Raw genomic sequence first — 18,892 nt, 5'->3', positions numbered from 1 at the left:
CACCATGCGTCAGCGCTTGTCCTCGACCTTCCACTTGCCACCGTCGTAGAAGGCGCGCCAGCCGGTGGGCTTGCCCTCGACCTCGGACTGCACGTACTGCTCCTTGGTCTTGCGGCTGAAGCGGATCACCGCCGGGCGGCCATCCGGGTCCTTCGCTGGCGCGGAGAGCAGGAAGTGGTACTTCGGATCCAGCTCGTCCTTGTGCGGCAGCAGTTCGCTGACCAGCGGGGCGCGGGTCTCGCGGTTCTTGGGGAACTGGCTGGCGGCGAGGAACAGGCCGGAGGCGCCGTCGCGCAGCACGTAGACGTCGTCGACCTTCTCGCACTTCAGCTCGGGCATGCGGATGGCATCCATCTTCGGCGGTGCCGGCTCGCCGTTCTTCAGCAGCTTGCGGGTGTTCTTGCAGGTCGGATTGGTGCAGCCGAAGAACTTGCCGAAACGGCCGGTCTTGAGCTGCATCTCGCTGCCGCACTTGTCGCATTCCAGGCTCGGGCCTTCATAGCCCTTGATGCGGTACTGGCCTTCCTCGATCTCGTAGCCGGCGCAGTCCGGGTTGTTGCCGCAGATGTGCAGCTTGCGCTTCTCGTCCAGCAGATAGGCGTCCATCGCCGTGCTGCAGATCGGGCAGCGGTGCTTGTTGAGCAGGACGCGGGATTCCGACTCGCCCTCGTCGTCCGCGGCGATCTCGTCGCCCGGGATGAGGTTGATGGTCGCCTTGCAGCGCTCCTTCGGCGGCAGCGCATAGCCGGAGCAGCCGAGGAACACGCCGGTGGAGGCGGTGCGGATCATCATCGGCCGGCCACACTCGCGGCAGGGGATGTCGGTCAGCGTCGGCTGGTTGGCGCGCATGCCGGCATCGCTGCCCTCGGCCAGTTCCAGCTTCTTCTTGAAGTCGCCGTAGAACTCGTCGAGCAGGTGCTTCCAGTCGCGCTCGCCCTGGGCCACGTCGTCCAGGTGCTCTTCCATGGCGGCGGTGAAGCCGTAGTTCATCAGGTTGGCGAAGCTCTCGTCGAGGCGCTCGGTGACGATGTCGCCCATCTTCTCGGCGTAGAAACGGCGGTTATGGGTGGTGACGTAGCCGCGCTCCTGGATGGTCGAGATGATCGCCGCATAGGTGGACGGACGGCCGATGCCGCGCTTCTCCAGCTCCTTGACCAGGCTGGCTTCGGAATAGCGCGCCGGCGGCTTGGTGAAGTGCTGGCTCGGGTCGAGCTTGAGCAGCTTCATCGCGTCGCCCTGGTTCATGACCGGCAGCACGTCGTCCTCGCCCGGCTTGCTCTGCTGCGGCAGCACCCTGGTGTAGCCGTCGAACTTGAGGATGCGGCCCTTGGCGCGCAGCTCGAAGTCGCCGGCGGCGACGCTGACGGTGGTCGACAGGTATTCCGCCGGCGGCATCTGGCAGGCGACGAACTGGCGCCAGATCAGGTCGTACAGGCGCTCGGCGTCGCGCTCCATGCCGGACAGCTGGGTCGGCCGCAGGTTGACGTCGGACGGGCGGATCGCCTCGTGCGCTTCCTGGGCGCCTTCCTTGCTGGAATAGAAGTTCGGCTTGGCCGGCAGGTATTTCGTGCCGAACTCGCTGTCGATGAAACCGCGCACCATGTCGATGGCGTCGGCCGACAGGTTGGTCGAGTCGGTACGCATGTAGGTGATGTAGCCGGCCTCGTAGAGACGCTGGGCCATCATCATGGTCTTCTTCACGCCGAAGCCGAGGCGGTTGCTCGCCGCCTGCTGCAGGGTGGAGGTAATGAACGGCGCCGAGGGGCGGCTGGAAGTCGGCTTGTCCTCGCGCTTGGCGACGCTGTAGGCGGACGCCTTGAGCTTCTCCAGGGCAGCCATGGCCTGGGCTTCGTTGAGCGGCTTGAACGCCTCGCCCTTCTCGCGCACCACTTCGAAGCGGGCCTTCTCGCCCTTCGGCGAGCCGAGGTCGGCGTGCACTTCCCAGTATTCTTCCGGCACGAAGGCGCGGATTTCCTTCTCGCGCTCGACCACCAGCTTCACCGCCACCGACTGCACGCGGCCGGCGGAGAGGCCGCGGGCGATCTTCTGCCACAGCAGCGGGGACACCATGTAGCCGACCACGCGGTCGAGGAAGCGCCGCGCCTGCTGCGCGTTCACCCGGTTGATGTCGAGTTCGCCAGGGCTGGAGAAGGCTTCCTGGATCGCCTTCTTGGTGATCTCGTTGAACACCACGCGCTTGTAGCGACCGTCATCGCCGCCGATGGCCTCGCGCAGGTGCCAGGCGATGGCCTCCCCTTCGCGGTCCAAGTCGGTTGCGAGATAGATGGTGTCGGCATCCTTGGCCAGCCGGCGCAGTTCGTCGATGACCTTTTCCTTGCCGGGCAGGATCTCGTACTTGGCCTTCCAGCCGTGCTCGGGGTCGACGCCCATGCGCGCGAACAGCTGGCGCTTGGCCTTCTCCTTGGGCGACAGCGCCGGCGCTTCGGCCGTGCTCTTGCGTCCCTTGGCCGCAGGTTCCTTCGAAGCCGACGAACCACTGGTGGGCAGGTCGCGAATGTGGCCGATGCTCGACTTCACCACGTACTGGCTGCCCAGGTACTTGTTGATGGTCTTGGCCTTGGCCGGTGATTCCACGATGACCAGCGATTTACCCATGGATCGGAAGATTCCTGCGTCGAATAGATGAAATTAAAAGGAGGGAGGCGCCGCTATATATAGTGGCGTTCGCACCGAGGTCAAGCTTGGCCTTCCCCGGAGACGACCTGGGTCAAGCCCAGCGGGTCCTCTTCCGCGCTCACCAGAGCAAAGCGCGGAACCAGTTCGCCGTCCACTTCCACCGCCTCGGTGAACATGCGCAGCGGACGCGCCCAGAGACCGAATTCGCCGTACAGCGCCTGGTAGATGACCAGTTCTTCCTCGGTTTCCGAGTGCCGGGCCAACCCGACGACGCGGTAGTGCTGCCCCTTGTAGTGTCGATAGAGTCCCGTCTGCAATGGCATGTTCCGCCTCCTCCGGCAAAAAAGCGGCGATTCTGCAGCTTGAGTGCGTGCCGGGCAATCCCGGCTTCCGCGTTCATCCGATTCGCACAGGGCAAACGGATCATGAAACAAAAAGCCGGGGCACAAGGCCCCGGCTCGTTCACCCGGTTTAGCTTAGACGCGCTCGAAGACAGTGGTGATGCCCTGGCCGAGGCCCACGCACATGGTGGACACGCCGAGGGTACCGCCACGCTGCTTCATCACGTTCAGCAGGGTGCCGGAGATGCGCGCACCGGAGCAGCCGAACGGATGGCCGAGGGCGATGGCGCCGCCGTGCAGGTTGACCTTCTCCTCCATCTTGTCCAGCAGCTTGAGGTCCTTCAGCACCGGCAGGGCCTGGGCGGCGAAGGCTTCGTTGAGCTCGACGAAGTCGATGTCCTCGATGCTCAGGCCGGCGCGCTTGAGCGCCTTCCTGGTGGACGGCACCGGACCGTAGCCCATGATCGCCGGATCGACGCCAGCCACGGCCATGGCGCGCACCTTGGCCAGCGGCTGGATGCCGAGGTCCTGGGCGCGCTGGGCGGACATCACGATCATGCAGGAAGCGCCGTCGGTGATCTGCGAGGAGGTGCCCGCGGTCACGGTGCCGCCTTTCGGGTTGAACGCCGGCTTCAGCTCGGCCAGGCCTTCCACGGTGGTTTCCGGGCGGATGGTCTCGTCGAAGTCGAAGACCTTCAGGAAGCCGTTCTCGTCATACCCTTCCATCGGGATGATCTCGTCCTTGAAGCGGCCTTCCTGGGTGGCCTTCCACGCCAGCTGGTGCGAACGGTAGCCGAACTGGTCCTGGGCCTCGCGGCTGATGTTGTGCATCTTGCCGAGCATCTCGGCGGTCAGGCCCATCATGCCCGAGGCCTTCGCGGCATACAGCGCCAGCTGCGGGTTCGGGTCGACGCCGTGCATCATGCCGACGTGGCCCATGTGCTCGACGCCGCCGACGACGAAGACGTCGCCGTTGCCGGTCTGGATCGCCTGCACGGCGGTGTGCAGCGCGCTCATCGACGAGCCGCACAGGCGGCTGACGGTCTGGCCGGCGCTGGTGTGCGGGATCTGGGTCATCAGCGACGCCATGCGCGCGATGTTCCAGCCCTGCTCCAGGGTCTGGTTGACGCAGCCCCAGATCACGTCCTCGACTTCCGCCGGGTCGACCTTCGCGTTGCGTTCCAGCACTTTGCTGATCAGCTGCGCGGACATGGTCTCGGCGCGGGTGTTGCGGTGCATGCCGCCCTTGGAACGACCCATCGGGGTGCGGCCGAAGTCGACAATGACAGCGTCTCTCGGATTCAGGCTCATAAATTCACTCTCGCTCTAATCGTTCCGCACTCAACCGAAGAATTTCCGGCCGTTGGCCGCCATTTCACGCAGTTTCGCAGTCGGCTGGTACAGCGGCCCCAGGTCGGCGTACTTGTCCGCCAGGGCGACGAATTCGGCCACACCGATGGAGTCGATGTAGCGCAGCGCACCACCACGGAAGGGCGGGAAGCCGATGCCGTAGATCAGGCCCATGTCGGCCTCGGCGGCGCTCTCGACGATGCCGTCCTCCAGGCAGCGCACGGTTTCCAGGCACAGCGGGATCATCATGATGTTGACGATGTCCTCGTCGCTCAGCTCGCGCTGCTCGCTGACGATCGGCTTGAGGATCTCGTAGGCCTGCGGGTCGGTGACCTTCTTCGGCTTGCCGCGCTTGTCGGTCTCGTAGGCGTAGAAGCCCTTGCCGTTCTTCTGGCCCAGGCGGTTGGCCTCGTACATCACGTCGACGGCGGTCTTGCCCTCGACCGCCATGCGCTCCGGGAAGCCCTCGGCCATCACGTCACGGCCGTGGTGGCCGGTGTCGATGCCGACCACGTCGGACAGGTAGGCCGGGCCCATGGGCCAGCCGAACTTCTCCATGACCTTGTCGATGCGCACGAAGTCGACGCCGAAGCCGAGCAGCTTGGCGAAGCCGCCGAAGTACGGGAACAGCACGCGGTTGACCAGGAAGCCCGGGCAGTCGTTGACCACGATCGGGCTCTTGCCCATCTTCCTGGCGTAGGCGACGGTGGTGGCGACGGCCACTTCGCCGGACTTCTCGCCGCGGATCACTTCCACCAGCGGCATCATGTGCACCGGGTTGAAGAAGTGCATGCCGACGAAGTTTTCCGGACGCTTCAGCGCCTTGGCCAGCAGGCTGATGGAGATGGTCGAGGTGTTGGAGGCGAGGATCGCGTCTTCCTTCACCTGGCCTTCCACTTCGGCGAGCACGGCCTGCTTCACCTTCGGGTTCTCGACCACGGCCTCGACCACGATGTCGACGTTGCCGAAATCGCCGTAGGACAGTGTCGGACGAATCGCATTCAGCGCCTCGGCCATCTTCGCCGGGGTCAGGCGGCCCTTCTCGACGCGCTTGCCGAGCAGCTTGGAGGCCTCGTTCAGGCCGAGCTGCACGGCTTCCTCGCGAATGTCCTTCATCAGGATCGGGGTGCCCTTCACCGCCGACTGGTAGGCTATGCCGCCACCCATGATGCCGGCGCCGAGCACGGCGGCCAGCTTGATGTCGCGGGCGGCTTCGTCGTGGATCTTCGCCTTGTGCTTGAGCGCCTGGTCATTCAGGAACAGGCCGATCAGGCTCTCCGCGACCGAGGTCTTGGCCAGCTTGACGAAGCCCTGGGCCTCGACTTCCAGCGCCTTGTCGCGGGTGAAGTTGGCGGCCTTCTGGATGGTCTTGATGGCTTCCAGCGGCGCCGGGTAGTTCGGACCGGCCTGGCCGGCGACGAAGCCCTTGGCGCTCTCGAAGGCGAGCATCTGCTCGATGGCATTGAGCTTCAGCTTCTCCAGCTTGGGCTGGCGGCGGGCCTTGTGGTCGAGCTCGCCGGCGATGGCGCGCCGCAGCAGGTCGAGGGCGGCGGCGCGCAGTTGCTCGGGAGCGACCACGGCATCGACGGCACGCACTTTCAGCGCGTCCTCGGCCTTGTTCTCCTTGCCGGAAGCGATCCACTCGACGGCGTTGTCGCAGCCGATCAGGCGCGGCAGGCGCACGGTGCCGCCGAAGCCCGGGTAGATGCCCAGCTTGGTTTCCGGCAGGCCGATCACGGCGTTGCTGCTCATCACGCGGAAGTCCGCGGAGAGGGCCATTTCCAGGCCGCCGCCGAGGGCGATGCCGTTGATCGCGGCTACGGTCGGGACAGCGAGGTCTTCGAAGTCGCTGAAGATCCTGTTGGCTTCGAGGTTGCCGGCCAGCAGTTCTTCATCGGGGAGCTTGAAGGTTTCGACGAATTCGGTGATGTCGGCGCCGACGATGAAGACGTCCTTGCCGCTGGTCACGAGCACGCCCTTCACGGACGGGTCGGCCTTGAGGGTGTCCACGGCCTGACGCAGTTCGTTCAGGGTGAGCCGGTTGAACTTGTTGACGGACTCGCCCTCGAGGTCGAACTTCAGCTCGACCATGCCGTTTTCAAGAGCCTTAACCGTGATGGCTTTACCTTGGTAAATCATCAACTGATCTCCACGCTAAGGTAGCTTTGACTTGCACATCGGACGCCGTTTACCGGGCCTGCCGGCTTTGCCGAGCATAGTCCCGAGGCCTGCGGCATACCCGCCGACGCGATAGCCGGGCTGTATTCCGAGCGTTCCACGCGATACAAACGCTCGATTCATACGCCCGTTTGATTCGGGTGCGAACACCATCGTGGAAAAGCGTCCGATTGTCAATCGGCACAAAGAGGCGGGGAAATGGCAGGAATGCCTCTGGACCGAGGCGTTCGGAAATGACCGCACGGTCCCTTGCAAGGCCTGGAGCCTGTAGGACGAAGTGTAGGAAACCGAGGGGGATGCAAAGCCCGGCGGGAACCGGGCGGACGGCGGGATCAGGCGTGGCGGGAAAGGAAGTCGGCGATCCGCTGCAGATCGGCGCTGTCGCCGCGTTCGCCCCAGTAGAGTGCGATGTACTGGGGCGTCGCCTCGACCATGTAGACGTCCTTCGGCAGATTCGCCAATGCGCTGGCCAGCTCGGGCGCGGCACTATCCTCGCGCCAGCGGTCCAGCCACTGGCCGGGAGCGCTCTGCCAGTACTGCCAGGCGTCGCTGCGGCCCTTGCTGCGGCCGCGGTGGTACTGGGCGCAGGACACCGGCGGCTGTTGTTCCAGCCAGTGCGGCCATTCCTGGCGCGAGAGCTGCATGGCCAGGCCCAGGCGCCGCGCTTCCAGGCGCAGTGCCATCTGCCCGCGCTGGTTGCGCGAAGGCAGCAGCCAGGCCAGCGGACTGAGCAACAGACCGAGGAGCAGGATCAGGATCCAGGTGTTCGTCACGGCAATTCTCCGGCCAGGCAGGCCATGTGCGGCCGACAAGGCCATACTTGTACTTATTCAGTCCCCAGAAGGAGACGCTCCATGCTCTACCAACACATTCTCGTCGCAGTCGATCTCACCGAAGAGTGCGATCCGGTGATGAAGCGAGCCGTCGCGTTGGCCACCAGCACGCAAGCGAAGCTGTCGGTGGTGCATGTGGTGGAACCCATGGCCATGGCCTTCGGCGGTGACGTGCCGATGGACCTGTCGATGCTCCAGCAGCAGCAGTTCGACCAGGCCAAGGAGCGCCTGCACCAGTTCACCGTCAGCTATCCGCAGATCACCACGTCGCAATGCCACCTGGTCTACGGCCAGCCGCGCCAGGAAATCCACCGCCTGGCCGCGGAACAGACCTGCGACCTGATCGTGGTCGGCAGCCACGGCCGCCACGGCCTCGCCCTGCTGCTCGGCTCCACCGCCAACGACGTGCTGCATGGTGCGCCGTGCGACGTACTCGCCGTGCGCCTGCAGAAACACGAGTGACTCGCTGGCGGCAGGCTCTTCGAGAGAGCCTGCCGCCCTTCCCTTCTCAGTCTTCCAGTTCGGCCCAGCGCTCGATCAGCCGGTCCAGTTCCTGCTGCAGCGAAGTCAGGCGCTCCAGGGCGATGCGCGTCTCTTCCTGCGGCCGCTGGTAGAAGGTCGGCGACGCGGTTTCTTCCTGCAGCGCCGCCAGTTCCGCCTCCAGCTTCTCGATCTGCCCGGGAATCGCATCCAGCTCGCGCTGCAGCTTGTAGCTGAGCTTCTTCTTCGCTTCCGGCGCGGCGCTGGCGGTGGGTTGCGCGACCGGCGCGGCGGCAGCCGGCTCGGCCTTTTCCGCCGTGTCCTTCAGCTCGCCCACGCCCAGCAGGCGCGGCGAGCCGCCCTGGCGCAGCCAGTCCTGGTAGCCGCCGACGTATTCGCGCACGCGCCCTTCGCCCTCGAACACCAGGGTGCTGGTCACCACGTTGTCGAGGAAGGCCCGGTCGTGGCTGACCATCAGCACGGTGCCCTGGAAGCCGAGCAGCACTTCCTCCAGCAACTCCAGGGTTTCCACGTCGAGGTCGTTGGTCGGTTCGTCGAGCACCAGCAGGTTGGCCGGCTTGCTGAACAGCTTGGCCAGCAGCAGGCGCGCGCGCTCGCCGCCGGACAGCGCCTTCACCGGCGTGCGCGCCCGCTGCGGGGTGAACAGGAAGTCGCCGAGATAGCTGAGGATGTGGCGGTTCTGGCCGTCGATGGTGATGAACTCGCGGCCTTCGGAAATGTTGTCGATGACGGTCTTTTCCGGCTCCAGTTGCAGGCGCAACTGGTCGAAATAGGCGACTTCCAGCTTGGTGCCGAACTTGATGCTGCCGCTGGTCGGCTCCAGCTCACCGAGCAGCAGCTTGAGCAGCGTGGTCTTGCCGGTGCCGTTGGCGCCGAGCAGGCCGATGCGGTCGCCGCGCTGCAGCACCAGGGAGAAATCGCGGATCAGCGGCTCGCCGCCCGGATGGGCGAAGCTGACCTTCTCGGCGACTATCACCTGCTTGCCGGATTTCTCCGCGCCTTCCAGCTGGAAGCTCGCCTTGCCCTGCCGCTCGCGGCGTTCGGAGCGTTCGGAGCGCATCGCCTTCAGGGCGCGCACGCGGCCCTCATTGCGGGTCCGGCGGGCCTTGATGCCCTGGCGAATCCACACTTCTTCCTGGGCCAGGCGCTTGTCGAACAGCGCGTTGGCCGCCTCTTCCGCCGCCAGTTGCTGTTCCTTGTGCACCAGGAAGCTGGCGTAGTCGCCGTTCCAGTCGATCAGGTGGCCACGGTCCAGTTCAAGGATGCGGGTGGCCACCGCCTGCAGGAAGGCACGGTCGTGGGTGATGAACAGCACCGCGCCGGGGAAACCGGCCAGCGCCTCCTCGAGCCAGGCGATGGCGCCGATGTCGAGATGGTTGGTCGGTTCGTCGAGCAGCAGCAGGTCGGGCTCGGCCACCAGCGCCTGGGCCAGCAGCACGCGGCGGCGCCAGCCACCGGAAAGCTCGGCCAGGGTCTTGTCCGCCGGCAGCTGCAGGCGGCTCAGGGTGCTTTCCACCAGTTGCTGCAGGCGCCAGCCGTCGCGGGCTTCCAGCTCCTGCTGGACGCGGGCCAGCTTCGCCAGATCGTCGTCGTTCTCGATATGCAGGCTGAGGTGGTGGTAGCGGGCGATCAGCTCACCGACTTCGGCGAGCCCTTCGGCGACCACGTCATACACCGTGCGCTCGTCGGCGCGCGGCAGTTCCTGCGGCAGTTCGCCGATCTTCAGCGCAGGAGCCCGCCAGATGTCGCCGTCATCGCGCATCTGCTCGCCCTTCACCAGCTTCAGCATGCTCGACTTGCCGGTGCCGTTGCGGCCGATGATGCACACCCGCTCTCCCCTGGCGATCTGCCAGGACACCTTGTCCAGCAGCGGCATGGCGCCAAAGGCGAGAGACACATCGGTGAACTTCAGCAGGGTCATGGGCGATCTCCGGAAAACTGGCCGCGCAGTGTACGGGAAAGCGGCCGAAAGTCAGAGCGCCGAGCGGCCGGCGAATCTTTCTCCGCGATCACGCAACAGGCTAAGCTTAACCAAGCTGACGCTGGTATCCGGCGTCCTCGTAGTTCACCTGTCCGGAAGTACCATGCGCGGTCGTCTCGTTACCCTGATTTCCTGCCTGTTCTTCAGCCTGGCCGCCGTGGAAACGACCCACGCCGCCTCCCTCACTCAGCAGCGCCAGATGTACGACGAGGCCAGGAAGGCCCTGGGCAAGGGCGACAGCGGCCCGTACATGCGCTATCGCCAGGCGCTCGCCGATTATCCGCTGGAACCCTACCTGGCCTACGACGAGCTGACCAACCGCCTGAAGTACGCCAGCAACGAGGAGATCGAGCGCTTCCTCACCGAACACGGCGACCTGCCGCAGATCAACTGGCTCAAGCTGCGCTGGCTGCGCTGGTCGGCCGAACGCGGCGACTGGCAGACCTTCGTCAACTACTACGACCCGAAGATGAACTTCACCGAGCTGGACTGCCGCTACGGCCAGTACCAGATCACCCGCGGCCAGAAGCAGGACGGCTACGCCACCGCCGAGCGCCTGTGGCTGGTCGGCAAGTCGCAGCCGGACGCCTGCGACACCCTGTTCGGCCTCTGGCAGGCCGACGGCCAGATGACCGAGGAAAAGGTCTGGCAACGCCTCAAGCTGGCCGCCCAGGCGCGCAACTACGGGCTGGCGACCACCCTCTCGCGGCGCCTGCCGACCCTCGGCGAGCGCGGCGAGCTGATGATCAAGGTCGCGCAGAATCCGTCGCTTGTCGGCCAGACCGACCGCTTCGCCCGCCGCGACCACGTCACCGCCGACATCGTCGGCCTCGGCCTGCGCCGGCTGGCGAGGCAGAATCCGGAACGGGCGCTGGACCTGCTCGACTACTACGCCGGCATCCTGCCGTTCTCCAGCGACGAGAAGGTCGCCATCGCCCGGGAAATCGGCCTCAGCCTGGCCAAGAGCTTCGACCCGCGCGCCCTGCCGCTGATGACCAAGTACGACCCGCAGCTGCGCGACAACACCGTCACCGAATGGCGCCTGCGCCTGCTGCTGCGCCTCGGCCGCTGGGACGACGCCTACCAGTTGACCCGCCAGTTGCCCAAGGACCTCGCCGACACCAACCGCTGGCGCTACTGGCAGGCGCGCTCGCTGCAACTGGCGCAGCCGCAGAACAAGGCCGCCGTCAGCCTCTACCAGCCGGTTTCCCAGGAACGCGACTTCTACGGCTTCCTCGCCGCCGACCGCATCAACGCGCCCTACAAGCTGAACAACCGCCCGGTCTCGCCCGATCCGCGCACCATGCAGCGCGTGCGCAACGCCGCCAGCACCCGGCGCGCCATGGAGTTCTACAACCGTGGCGAGGTGATCAACGCCCGGCGCGAGTGGTATCACGCCGCGCGGTTATTCAGTCATGACGAACTGCTGGCCCAGGCCAAGCTGGCCTACGACATGCGCTGGTACTTCCCGGCGATCCGCTCGATCAGCCAGGCGCAGTACTGGGACGACCTGGAAATCCGCTTCCCCATGGCGCACCGCGACAGCCTGGTGCGCGAGGCGAACGCCCGCGGCCTGCATTCGAGCTGGGTGTTCGCCATCACCCGCCAGGAAAGCGCGTTCATGACCGACGCGCGCTCCAGCGTCGGCGCCACCGGCCTGATGCAGCTGATGCCGGCCACCGCCAGGGAAACCTCGCGCAAGTTCGGCATCCCGCTGGGCTCGCCGCAGCAGCTGATCGTGCCCGACCTGAACATCCAGCTCGGCGCCGCCTACCTCAGCCAGATCCACGGCCAGTTCAACGGCAACCGCGTGCTCGCCACCGCCGCCTACAACGCCGGCCCCGGCCGCGTGCGGCAATGGCTGCGCAACACCAGGCACCTGTCGTTCGACGTCTGGGTGGAAACCATCCCCTTCGACGAGACCCGCCAGTACGTGCAGAACGTGCTGTCCTACTCGGTGATCTACGGCCAGAAACTCAACGCCCCGCAGCCGCTGGTGGACTGGCACGAGCGGTTCTTCGACGAGATGTGAGTCGAGCCGGGATTGGTGGAAAACGCTTCGCGGTTTTCCATTCTACGGTTGAATCCTCTGCCGGACCTGTAGGAGCCAGCTTGCTGGCGATCCCGGAATTACCGGCACCCTGAGAGCTGCCGGTTCGCACGGTGGATCGCCAGCAAGCTGGCTCCTACAAAAAGCGAAAGAGCGGCAGCGCCGGTTATTCCAGCACTTCGACCGCCATCCCCACCTTCAGCTCGCCCCTGCCCAGCGCGACCAGGTTCTGCCCGAAGTGCAGCTCGCCATCGCGCTGGCGGTAGGTCCTGAGGGTGGTCATGGGTTCGCGGTCGGCGGAGCGTTCGCCGGTGTGCGGGTCGATGGTGGTGAGGATGCAGCGCGAGCAGGGCTTGGCCACGCGGAATTCCAGTTCGCCGATGCGGATGCGCTTCCAGCCGTCCTCGGCGAAGGGCGTGGCGCCGCTGACCACCAGGTTCGGGCGGAAGCGCTCCATCTCCAGCGGCCGGCCGACGCGGGCGGAAAGATCGTCCAGCGACGCCTGGCCGATCAGCAGCAGCGGGAAGCCGTCGGCGAAATGCACCTTCTCGCCCGGCTCGGCATAGGCGGTATCGACCTGCCGCGCGCGCTGCTCGGGAACCTGCACCAGGCGGCACGGCCGTTCGAGGAAGGCGCTCAGCCACTGCGCCGCCGCGTCGCCGGCATCCGGCACCAGCAGGCTGTCGCGCCAGATGGTCACGCCGCGCAGGTCGTCATCGACGCCCGGCACCGGCACGTCCAGCTCCGGCATGCCCGGTGCGCGCAGCTGCAGCGCCCGGCCCTGGTCCATCCAGCGCGCCTGGATGCGCCCCATCTGCGGCAGCAGGCGCTGGGTGAGGAAGCGCCCGTTGCCCGCCTCCACCACCATCCAGCGGCGATCGCCTTCCAGCCCCAGGGCGTCCAGGCGGATGTCCTGCAGCGGCTCGTACTGGCCGGACTTGAGCGGGTAGCGGTAAAGCGCGCTGAGGCTGAACATGGGGCGGCGTCCTTTCTGGCAAGCGACAAAACGCCCTTATACGGCGCCCCGGGCGGAGCGGCAAGCCGCTCCGTTCAGGGCAGCGCCGGAGTGTCCGAGCGCAGCGGCGAATCGGCCGGCAGATGCAGGCGCAAGGCCGCGGGGCGCACCGAGAAGCGCATGCGCTGCGCCTCCAGCGGCTCGCCGTCGAGGTTCACGTCCAGCCCTTCGCCGGCATCCAGTTCCAGCCACGGCAGGCGCGCGCGGATGAACAGGTCGTCGTTGCCGAGCCCGCCGCCGAGCAGCGCGCCCAGGGTGCCGAGCATGTCCTGCGGGGTCGGCAGGATGCTCACGTCGAGCAGGCCGTCATCCGCCAGCGCCAGCGGACAGAGCAGATGCCCGCCGCCGGCCTGGCGACCGTTGCCGATGCCGAGGGCGAGGAATTCGCCGCTCCAGTCGAAATCCGGCCCGCGGAAATGCCCCTCGGCGGCGTGCACCTCGGGAAAGCGCGTCAGGCCGGTGAGCAGGTAGGCCAGGCCGCCGAGGACCTTCTTCAGGTCCTCGGGCGTATTGGCGGTGACCTTCGAGCCGAAGCCGCCGGTCGCCATGTTGAGGAACAGCCGCCCCTCCACCTCGCCCATGTCCACCGGACAGGCCGGCGCATCCAGCAGCGCCAGCGCCGCGTCGGGCTCCAGCGGGATGCCGGCGGCGCGGGCGAAATCGTTGGCCGTGCCCAGCGGCAGCAGCGCCAGGCTGGCCGGCGCACCCGCCTGCGCCAGCGCCTCGGCCACTTCGCGGGCGGTGCCGTCGCCGCCGCCGGCGATCAATGTCGGATACCCGGCAGCCAGCGCCTCGCCGACGATCCGCGCGGCGTCGCCGTTCTCCCAGGTGACCCGCACGGCCAGTTCCCAGCCGGCCTCGCGCCGGGCCTGCACCGCCTCGCGCACCTGTTCGTTGGCCGCCTGCTTGCCGTGCAGCACCAGCATCGCCTTGCGTTCAGTCATCGCTCGTCCCCCTTTTCGCGGTGCATTCACTATGGACCGTCGCGGGTGCCAGGAAACTCCGCGCCTTTCAGGCCGGATAGCCGGTGATCTCGCGGATGCTGCGGTACAGCGGCTTCAACTGGCGGTACATGCGCAGGTAGACCTCGCGATACAGCCGTTCGTAGGTGCGCTGCGCCTCGGGCCGCGGATGGAAGACCTCGCCGACGCGGGTCATCGCCGCGATCGCCGTGGGGAAATCCGCGTGCAGGCCCAGCCCCACCGCGCAGTCGATGGCCGCGCCCAGCCCGGACGCCTCGTACACATGCGGGCGCTCCGCCGGCAGGCCGAAGATGTCGGCGGTGAGCTGCATCGCCGCGTCGCTCTGCGAACCGCCGCCGGCCACACGCAGGCGCTCGATGCGCGTGCCGGAGCGCTTCTCGATGCGCTCCTTGCCCTGGCGCAGCGCGTAGGCCAGGCCTTCGAGGATGGCGCGATAGATATGCGCGCGGGTGTGCACGTCGCCGAAACCGATGATCGCGCCCTTGGCTTCCAGCCCCGGCTCGCGGATGCCCGGCGTCCAGTAGGGCTGCAGCATCAGCCCCATGGAACCGGGTGGCACCGACTGCACCAGCTCGTCGAACAGCTGTTCCGGCTCGATGCCCAGCTCCCCGGCGCGCTGCATCTCGCGCAGGCCGAACTCGCGTTTGAACCAGCTGACCATCCAGAAGCCGCGGTAGATCATCACCTCGGTGTTGAAGCGACCGGGAATCGCCGCCGGATAGGGCGGGATCAGCGGGATGGTCTCCAGGTAGCGGCTGCGGGTGGTGTTGATGGTCGCCGTGGTGCCGTAGGACAGGCAGGCCACGTTCGGCTCGATGGCGCCGGCGCCGAGCACTTCGCAGGCCTTGTCGGCACCCGCGGCGATCAGTGGCAGCCCCTCGGGAATGCCGGTGTGCCGGCTGGCCTCGGCGCTGATGCTGCCGAGTCGTTCGCCGGGTTTGAACAGCTCCGGCAACTGCTCGCGGCGGACCTTCACCGCCTGCCACTTCCAGTCGCGCGGCCCGGCCCAGCGCAGGCGTTTGTAGTCGAGCGGCAGGTAGGCGACGCTGCTCGCCAGCGAATCGACGAAGCGCCCGCACAGCCGGTGGGTGAGATAGCCGGAGAGCAGCAGCACCTTGTGCGTACGCGCATGGATTTCCGGCTGCTGCTGGGCGACCCAGTTGACCTCCGCCTGGCTGCGGAAATAATCCACAGCCCCTTCCGCCCCGGCCAGCCTGAACAGCCAGCCCCAGGGTCCCCTGATGCGCCCCTCCACATCCGCCCGGCGCTGGTCCAGCCAGACGATGGCCGGGCGCAGCGGCCGGCCTTCCTCGTCGACATGAATGACCGTGGCGCGCTGGGTGGTGAGCGCCACTCCGCGGACCCGGCTGCGGTCGATATCGACGCTGCGCCACAATGCCTGGCAGGCTTCGCCGAGCTTCTGCCAGTAGTACTCCGGGTCCTGCTCCGCCCAGCCGGGCTGCGGCGAGCGATAGGCCTCCAGCTCCACCCGCCCCTTGCCCAGCAGGTTGCCCTGCAGGTCGAACAGCAGCGCGCGCACGCTCTGGGTGCCGTTGTCGATGGCGAGCAGGTAGTTCGGTTCGCTCAAGATGCGGTCCTTATCGTTGTCTGTTCCACCGATGGGTATCGCTTCGCTCAACCCATCCTACCGATACCCATCCGGGATGTAGGGTGCATAACGCGCCAGCGTTATCCGCCAACGCATGGCACAGCTCCATCGGCGGATGAAGCGTTCCGCTTCATTCGCCCTACAGTCGTACATAGTCGTACATCACCCCGTCACCGGCAGGCTGTAGCAGCGTCGCCATAATTCCAGATACTCCCGCTCTTCCCGCTCCCAGCGCGCATCGTCCCAGCCGAGGCGCGGCTGGCAGATCGCCCGGACGGCCGGCAACTCATCCGCCGCGCCATGCGGCAGCAGCAGGCCAAGCCGGGTGCGGCGCAGCAGCAGGTCGTCCAGATGCAGCACCAGCTCGCCTTCCGCCGCCCAGGCCAGTTCCGCCCATAGATAGTCGGTGTCGCCGACCTTCCCCAGGCCCAACTCCTTCAGCAGAGCGGCCAGCCTGGGCAGGGCGCGGCCATAACGGCCAGCCAGACGCCGCACTTGCGCTGCGCTCGATCCCGGGCAGTCCACCGATGCGGGCGCGAAGAACAGCGCATCGCCGCGCTCCTCCAGCTCACGACCGAGCATCGGCGCGCAGGCGCGCAGCACTTCCAGGGCGAGCAGGCGGAAGGTGGTGAGCTTGCCGCCCGCCAGCGTCACGCAGCCCGGATCCGTCCACAGCACATGCTCGCGCTTCTCGTCGGACGGCTTCTTAGTCGCGCCATCGCTGACCACCGGGCGCACGCCGGCCCAGGTCGAGAGCACATCCTCCGCGCAGATCCGGGCGCCGGGAAACTGCTGGGCGCAGGCCGCCAGCAGGTAGTCGAACTCGCGCCGGCTGATGCGCGCGTCCTGGTCGAGGCTCTCGTCGTGATCGAGATCGGTGGTGCCAACCACCGTGGCGCCCTCCCAGGGGAAGACGAACACCGGCCGGCGATCCTCGCCGTGCATGAAGCTGAAGGCGTGCGCCACCGGCAGGCGCCAGGCCGGCAGCAGCAGGTGGCTGCCGCGCAGCGGGCGGATGCGCTCGCCGCCGCCGGGCTGGCGCAGGTTTTCAGCCCAGGCGCCGGTGGCCAGGACGACCGCGCCGGCATGCAGGTGGAAGCGCTCACCGCTTTCGCGATCCTCGGCGACCAGCCCACAGACCTTGCCGTTCTCGCGGATCAGCTCGACCACGCGCATGCCGTTCAGCGCTTCCCCGCCCTCGGCCCGCGCCTCGTCCAGCACGCGCAGCACCAGCCGCGCATCGTCGGTGACCGCATCGGCGAACTGGCTGCCGCCGAGCAGGCCGTCCTCGCGCAGGCCCGGCGCCAGGTAGCGCAGTTGCTGGCGCGGATGGAAGCGATGGTCGCGCCGGCCGGCCAGCGCGTCGTACAGCGTCAGCAGGCCGCCGAATACCCGTGGCCCGGGAAATTCGCCGCGGTAGTGCGGCAGGATGAAGCTCAGCGGCTCGACCAGCCCCGGCGCCTCGGCCAGCAGGCGCTGGCGTTCGCGCACCGAATCGCGGGTCAGGCCGAACTGGCCCTTGGCGATGTAGCGCAATCCGCCGTGGACCATCTTCGACGAGCGGCTCGACGTGCCCCAGGCGAAATCGCGCTGCTCGACCAGCAGGCAACGCCAGCCGCGCCGTGCCGCTTCGAGGAGGATGCCGGCGCCGCTGATGCCGCCGCCGACCACGACCAGGTCCCATTCCCGCGCCGCCAGTTCCGGCAGCGCCCGTTCGCGCCAGGCGGCGTTCCAGGCCGGCATGGCGTCAGTCCTGCAGCAGCGTGCCGGGATTGAGGCGCCCGGCCGGGTCGAAATGCGTGGCCATGGCCTTCAGCGCCGCCATCCCCAACTCGCCCTTTTCCGCCACGAGCCAGGGCGCGTGATCCTTGCCGACGCCGTGCTGGTGGCTGATGGTGCCGCGGTTGTCGGCGATCGCCTGGCTGGCGGCGTACTTGAGCCGGCGCCAGCGCTCCAGGGTTGCCGCGTAGCTCGCCGCCGGGCGGAACACGTAGGTGGTGTAGATGCTCGATCCCTCGCCATAGACGTGGGACAGGTGGGTGAACACGTGCACCCGCTCGCCCTCGTCCGCCAGCCCGTTGCGCAGGCTCGTTTCGATGCGGCCGAGCAGGTTGTCGACGTTGCACCAGTCGGTGGCGGTCTCCAGGGTGTCCACCACGTAGCCGGCCTGCCACAGGGTTTCGCGCAGGTAGGGAAAGCGGAAGCGGCCCTCCGCCCATTTGCGTCCGAGCAGCGTGCCGGTGAACACGCCGCCGAATTCGCCCAGCAGATTGCGGGCGATGCGCAGGGCGGCGGCATTCTGCGCCCGCGAGCCGGTGACGCCGAAGGTCAGCATGCACTTGCCCTCCCCCGCGCCGCGCCAGTTCAGGTAGCGCTCCAGCCAGGCGATCTGCCGCGGGTGCCCGGCCAGGGCGAGCTGGGTGACGGTCTCGACGGGGTTCGACAGGCGCAGCATGGACAGTTGCACGCGCGCCTGGGCGAGAGTGCGGATGGCCCGCAGCGCCTGCTCCCAGTCGGGCAGGAACACCGCGTAGAAGCGCTCGTCATCGGCCAGCCGGCTGACCCGCACCTTCACCTCGGAAATGATGCCGAAGCGGCCTTCCGAGCCGAGCACCAGCTCGCGCAGGTCCGGCCCGGCGGAGGATGCCGGGAAGGTGGGGATTTCCAGGCTGCCGGCGAAGGTTTCCAGGGTGCCGCCGGCGAACAGCTGCTCGATGCGCCCGTAGCGCAGAGACTGCTGGCCGCTGGAGCGGCTGGCGACCCAGCCGCCGAGGGTGGACAGCTCCCAGGACTGCGGGAAATGCCCGAGGGTGAAGCCGCGTGCGCGCAGCTGGCTTTCCACCTGCGGGCCATTGGCGCCGGGGCCGAAGGTGGCGACCAGGCTTTCCTCGTCCAGCTCCAGCAGACGGTTCATGTGTTCCAGGGAGACGGTCAGCACCGGCCGGGCTGCGTCCGGCGGATTGATATGCCCTGCGACAGAGGTTCCGCCGCCATAGGGAATCAGCAGGCAGTCGTGGATTTCGGCGAACTGCAGCAGTTCGCGGATCTGCGTGGCGGTCTGTGGATAGGCGACGCCATCGGGGAACACGCCGAACTCGCCTTCGCGCATCGCCAGCCAGTCCGGCAGGCTCTGGCCGCGGGCGTGCAGCACGCGATCGCGCGCCTCGCGGACGATCAGCGGGTGCTCGGGCAGGCGCGACGGCGGCACCTTGGCCAGCACGCTGTCGAGACTGGCGTCCGGCAGCGGACTGCCCGGGCCGACCCGTTCGCCGAGGAATTCGCGCCCCGTGGCGGGCAGTTCCACCCAGGTGCTTTCCTCGCCCCATCCGTTCCAGCGTCGCATGCTGCACTCCTGTTCCGATGCGTCCCGATGGCTGCCTATACTAGCCAGCCGCCCGCGCCTGTCACTGGCGG

General features: G+C 67.4%; 13 protein-coding genes. 2 read left to right on the top strand and 11 right to left on the bottom strand.

The features are described 5' to 3' along the window. Window positions 1–9 precede the first annotated feature (9 nt). From topA to BLR75_RS03655, 5 genes are all read right to left on the bottom strand, one after another. The gene (gene topA / locus BLR75_RS03675; protein ID WP_084310008.1) at window positions 10–2,616 is read right to left on the bottom strand and encodes a type I DNA topoisomerase; all 2,607 of its coding nucleotides are present in this window, start codon (window positions 2,614–2,616) and stop codon (window positions 10–12) included. Between the two features lie 80 nt (window positions 2,617–2,696). Then, window positions 2,697–2,960 (bottom strand): DUF1653 domain-containing protein, encoded by a 264-nt coding sequence (locus BLR75_RS03670; protein ID WP_090415984.1) that lies wholly within the window; start codon window positions 2,958–2,960, stop codon window positions 2,697–2,699. Window positions 2,961–3,113: 153 nt separating this feature from the next. Beyond that, window positions 3,114–4,289: an acetyl-CoA C-acyltransferase FadA gene (fadA, locus tag BLR75_RS03665; RefSeq protein WP_084310007.1), complete on the bottom strand. Its 1,176-nt coding sequence runs from the start codon at window positions 4,287–4,289 to the stop codon at window positions 3,114–3,116. A gap of 30 nt (window positions 4,290–4,319) precedes the next feature. Continuing rightward, window positions 4,320–6,467: a fatty acid oxidation complex subunit alpha FadB gene (fadB, locus tag BLR75_RS03660; RefSeq protein ID WP_084310006.1), complete on the bottom strand. Its 2,148-nt coding sequence runs from the start codon at window positions 6,465–6,467 to the stop codon at window positions 4,320–4,322. 371 nt (window positions 6,468–6,838) lie between these two features. Then, the gene (locus BLR75_RS03655; protein WP_245726097.1) at window positions 6,839–7,279 is read right to left on the bottom strand and encodes a hypothetical protein; all 441 of its coding nucleotides are present in this window, start codon (window positions 7,277–7,279) and stop codon (window positions 6,839–6,841) included. Between the two features lie 81 nt (window positions 7,280–7,360). Between BLR75_RS03655 and BLR75_RS03650 the strand changes: the two genes are divergently transcribed. After that, window positions 7,361–7,801 carry a universal stress protein gene (locus BLR75_RS03650; RefSeq protein ID WP_084310004.1) on the top strand — a complete coding sequence of 147 codons (441 nt, stop codon included), beginning with the start codon at window positions 7,361–7,363 and terminating at the stop codon, window positions 7,799–7,801. A 46-nt stretch (window positions 7,802–7,847) separates the two neighbouring features. Here BLR75_RS03650 and BLR75_RS03645 read toward each other — a convergent pair whose 3' ends face one another. After that, window positions 7,848–9,761, bottom strand: coding sequence for an ATP-binding cassette domain-containing protein (locus tag BLR75_RS03645; protein WP_084310003.1), 1,914 nt, complete (start codon window positions 9,759–9,761; stop codon window positions 7,848–7,850). 163 nt (window positions 9,762–9,924) lie between these two features. Between BLR75_RS03645 and BLR75_RS03640 the strand changes: the two genes are divergently transcribed. Then, window positions 9,925–11,853, top strand: coding sequence for a transglycosylase SLT domain-containing protein (locus BLR75_RS03640; protein ID WP_084310002.1), 1,929 nt, complete (start codon window positions 9,925–9,927; stop codon window positions 11,851–11,853). A 184-nt stretch (window positions 11,854–12,037) separates the two neighbouring features. Here the strand turns inward: BLR75_RS03640 and BLR75_RS03635 are convergent, their stop codons facing one another. The 5 genes from BLR75_RS03635 to BLR75_RS03615 all read right to left on the bottom strand — a co-directional run bounded on the left by BLR75_RS03635 (window position 12,038) and on the right by BLR75_RS03615 (window position 18,821). Beyond that, on the bottom strand, window positions 12,038–12,847 hold the full coding sequence (locus tag BLR75_RS03635) for an MOSC domain-containing protein (protein ID WP_084310001.1): 810 nt from the start codon (window positions 12,845–12,847) through the stop codon (window positions 12,038–12,040). A 74-nt stretch (window positions 12,848–12,921) separates the two neighbouring features. Further along, window positions 12,922–13,830, bottom strand: coding sequence for a lipid kinase YegS (yegS, locus tag BLR75_RS03630; RefSeq protein ID WP_084310000.1), 909 nt, complete (start codon window positions 13,828–13,830; stop codon window positions 12,922–12,924). 67 nt (window positions 13,831–13,897) lie between these two features. Then, complete coding sequence (locus BLR75_RS03625) at window positions 13,898–15,457, bottom strand: FGGY-family carbohydrate kinase (protein WP_084309999.1); 1,560 nt, start codon at window positions 15,455–15,457, stop codon at window positions 13,898–13,900. A 183-nt stretch (window positions 15,458–15,640) separates the two neighbouring features. Next, on the bottom strand, window positions 15,641–17,221 hold the full coding sequence (locus BLR75_RS03620) for a glycerol-3-phosphate dehydrogenase/oxidase (RefSeq protein ID WP_084309998.1): 1,581 nt from the start codon (window positions 17,219–17,221) through the stop codon (window positions 15,641–15,643). Between the two features lie 4 nt (window positions 17,222–17,225). Then, window positions 17,226–18,821: an FAD-binding oxidoreductase gene (locus BLR75_RS03615; RefSeq protein ID WP_084309997.1), complete on the bottom strand. Its 1,596-nt coding sequence runs from the start codon at window positions 18,819–18,821 to the stop codon at window positions 17,226–17,228. Between the last annotated feature and the right edge of the window lie 71 nt (window positions 18,822–18,892).

This window comes from Pseudomonas jinjuensis, from assembly GCF_900103845.1.
In the GTDB taxonomy this organism is placed as follows: Bacteria; Pseudomonadota; Gammaproteobacteria; order Pseudomonadales; family Pseudomonadaceae; genus Pseudomonas; species Pseudomonas jinjuensis.
The sequence above is the reverse complement of the archived record's forward strand: the minus strand, read 5'-3'. Positions and strand labels throughout refer to the sequence as shown.

Excerpts from the sequence above, each read along its gene's own strand:
- BLR75_RS03640 (WP_084310002.1), top strand. The coding sequence starts at position 9,925 with ATGCGCGGTCGTCTCGTTACCCTGATTTCCTGCCTGTTCTTCAGCCTG.
- BLR75_RS03615 (WP_084309997.1), bottom strand. The coding sequence starts at position 18,821 with ATGCGACGCTGGAACGGATGGGGCGAGGAAAGCACCTGGGTGGAACTG.
- BLR75_RS03645 (WP_084310003.1), bottom strand. The coding sequence starts at position 9,761 with ATGACCCTGCTGAAGTTCACCGATGTGTCTCTCGCCTTTGGCGCCATG.
- BLR75_RS03635 (WP_084310001.1), bottom strand. The coding sequence starts at position 12,847 with ATGTTCAGCCTCAGCGCGCTTTACCGCTACCCGCTCAAGTCCGGCCAG.
- BLR75_RS03670 (WP_090415984.1), bottom strand. The coding sequence starts at position 2,960 with ATGCCATTGCAGACGGGACTCTATCGACACTACAAGGGGCAGCACTAC.
- BLR75_RS03650 (WP_084310004.1), top strand. The coding sequence starts at position 7,361 with ATGCTCTACCAACACATTCTCGTCGCAGTCGATCTCACCGAAGAGTGC.
- fadB (WP_084310006.1), bottom strand. The coding sequence starts at position 6,467 with ATGATTTACCAAGGTAAAGCCATCACGGTTAAGGCTCTTGAAAACGGC.
- fadA (WP_084310007.1), bottom strand. The coding sequence starts at position 4,289 with ATGAGCCTGAATCCGAGAGACGCTGTCATTGTCGACTTCGGCCGCACC.
- topA (WP_084310008.1), bottom strand. The coding sequence starts at position 2,616 with ATGGGTAAATCGCTGGTCATCGTGGAATCACCGGCCAAGGCCAAGACC.
- BLR75_RS03620 (WP_084309998.1), bottom strand. The coding sequence starts at position 17,221 with ATGCCGGCCTGGAACGCCGCCTGGCGCGAACGGGCGCTGCCGGAACTG.
- yegS (WP_084310000.1), bottom strand. The coding sequence starts at position 13,830 with ATGACTGAACGCAAGGCGATGCTGGTGCTGCACGGCAAGCAGGCGGCC.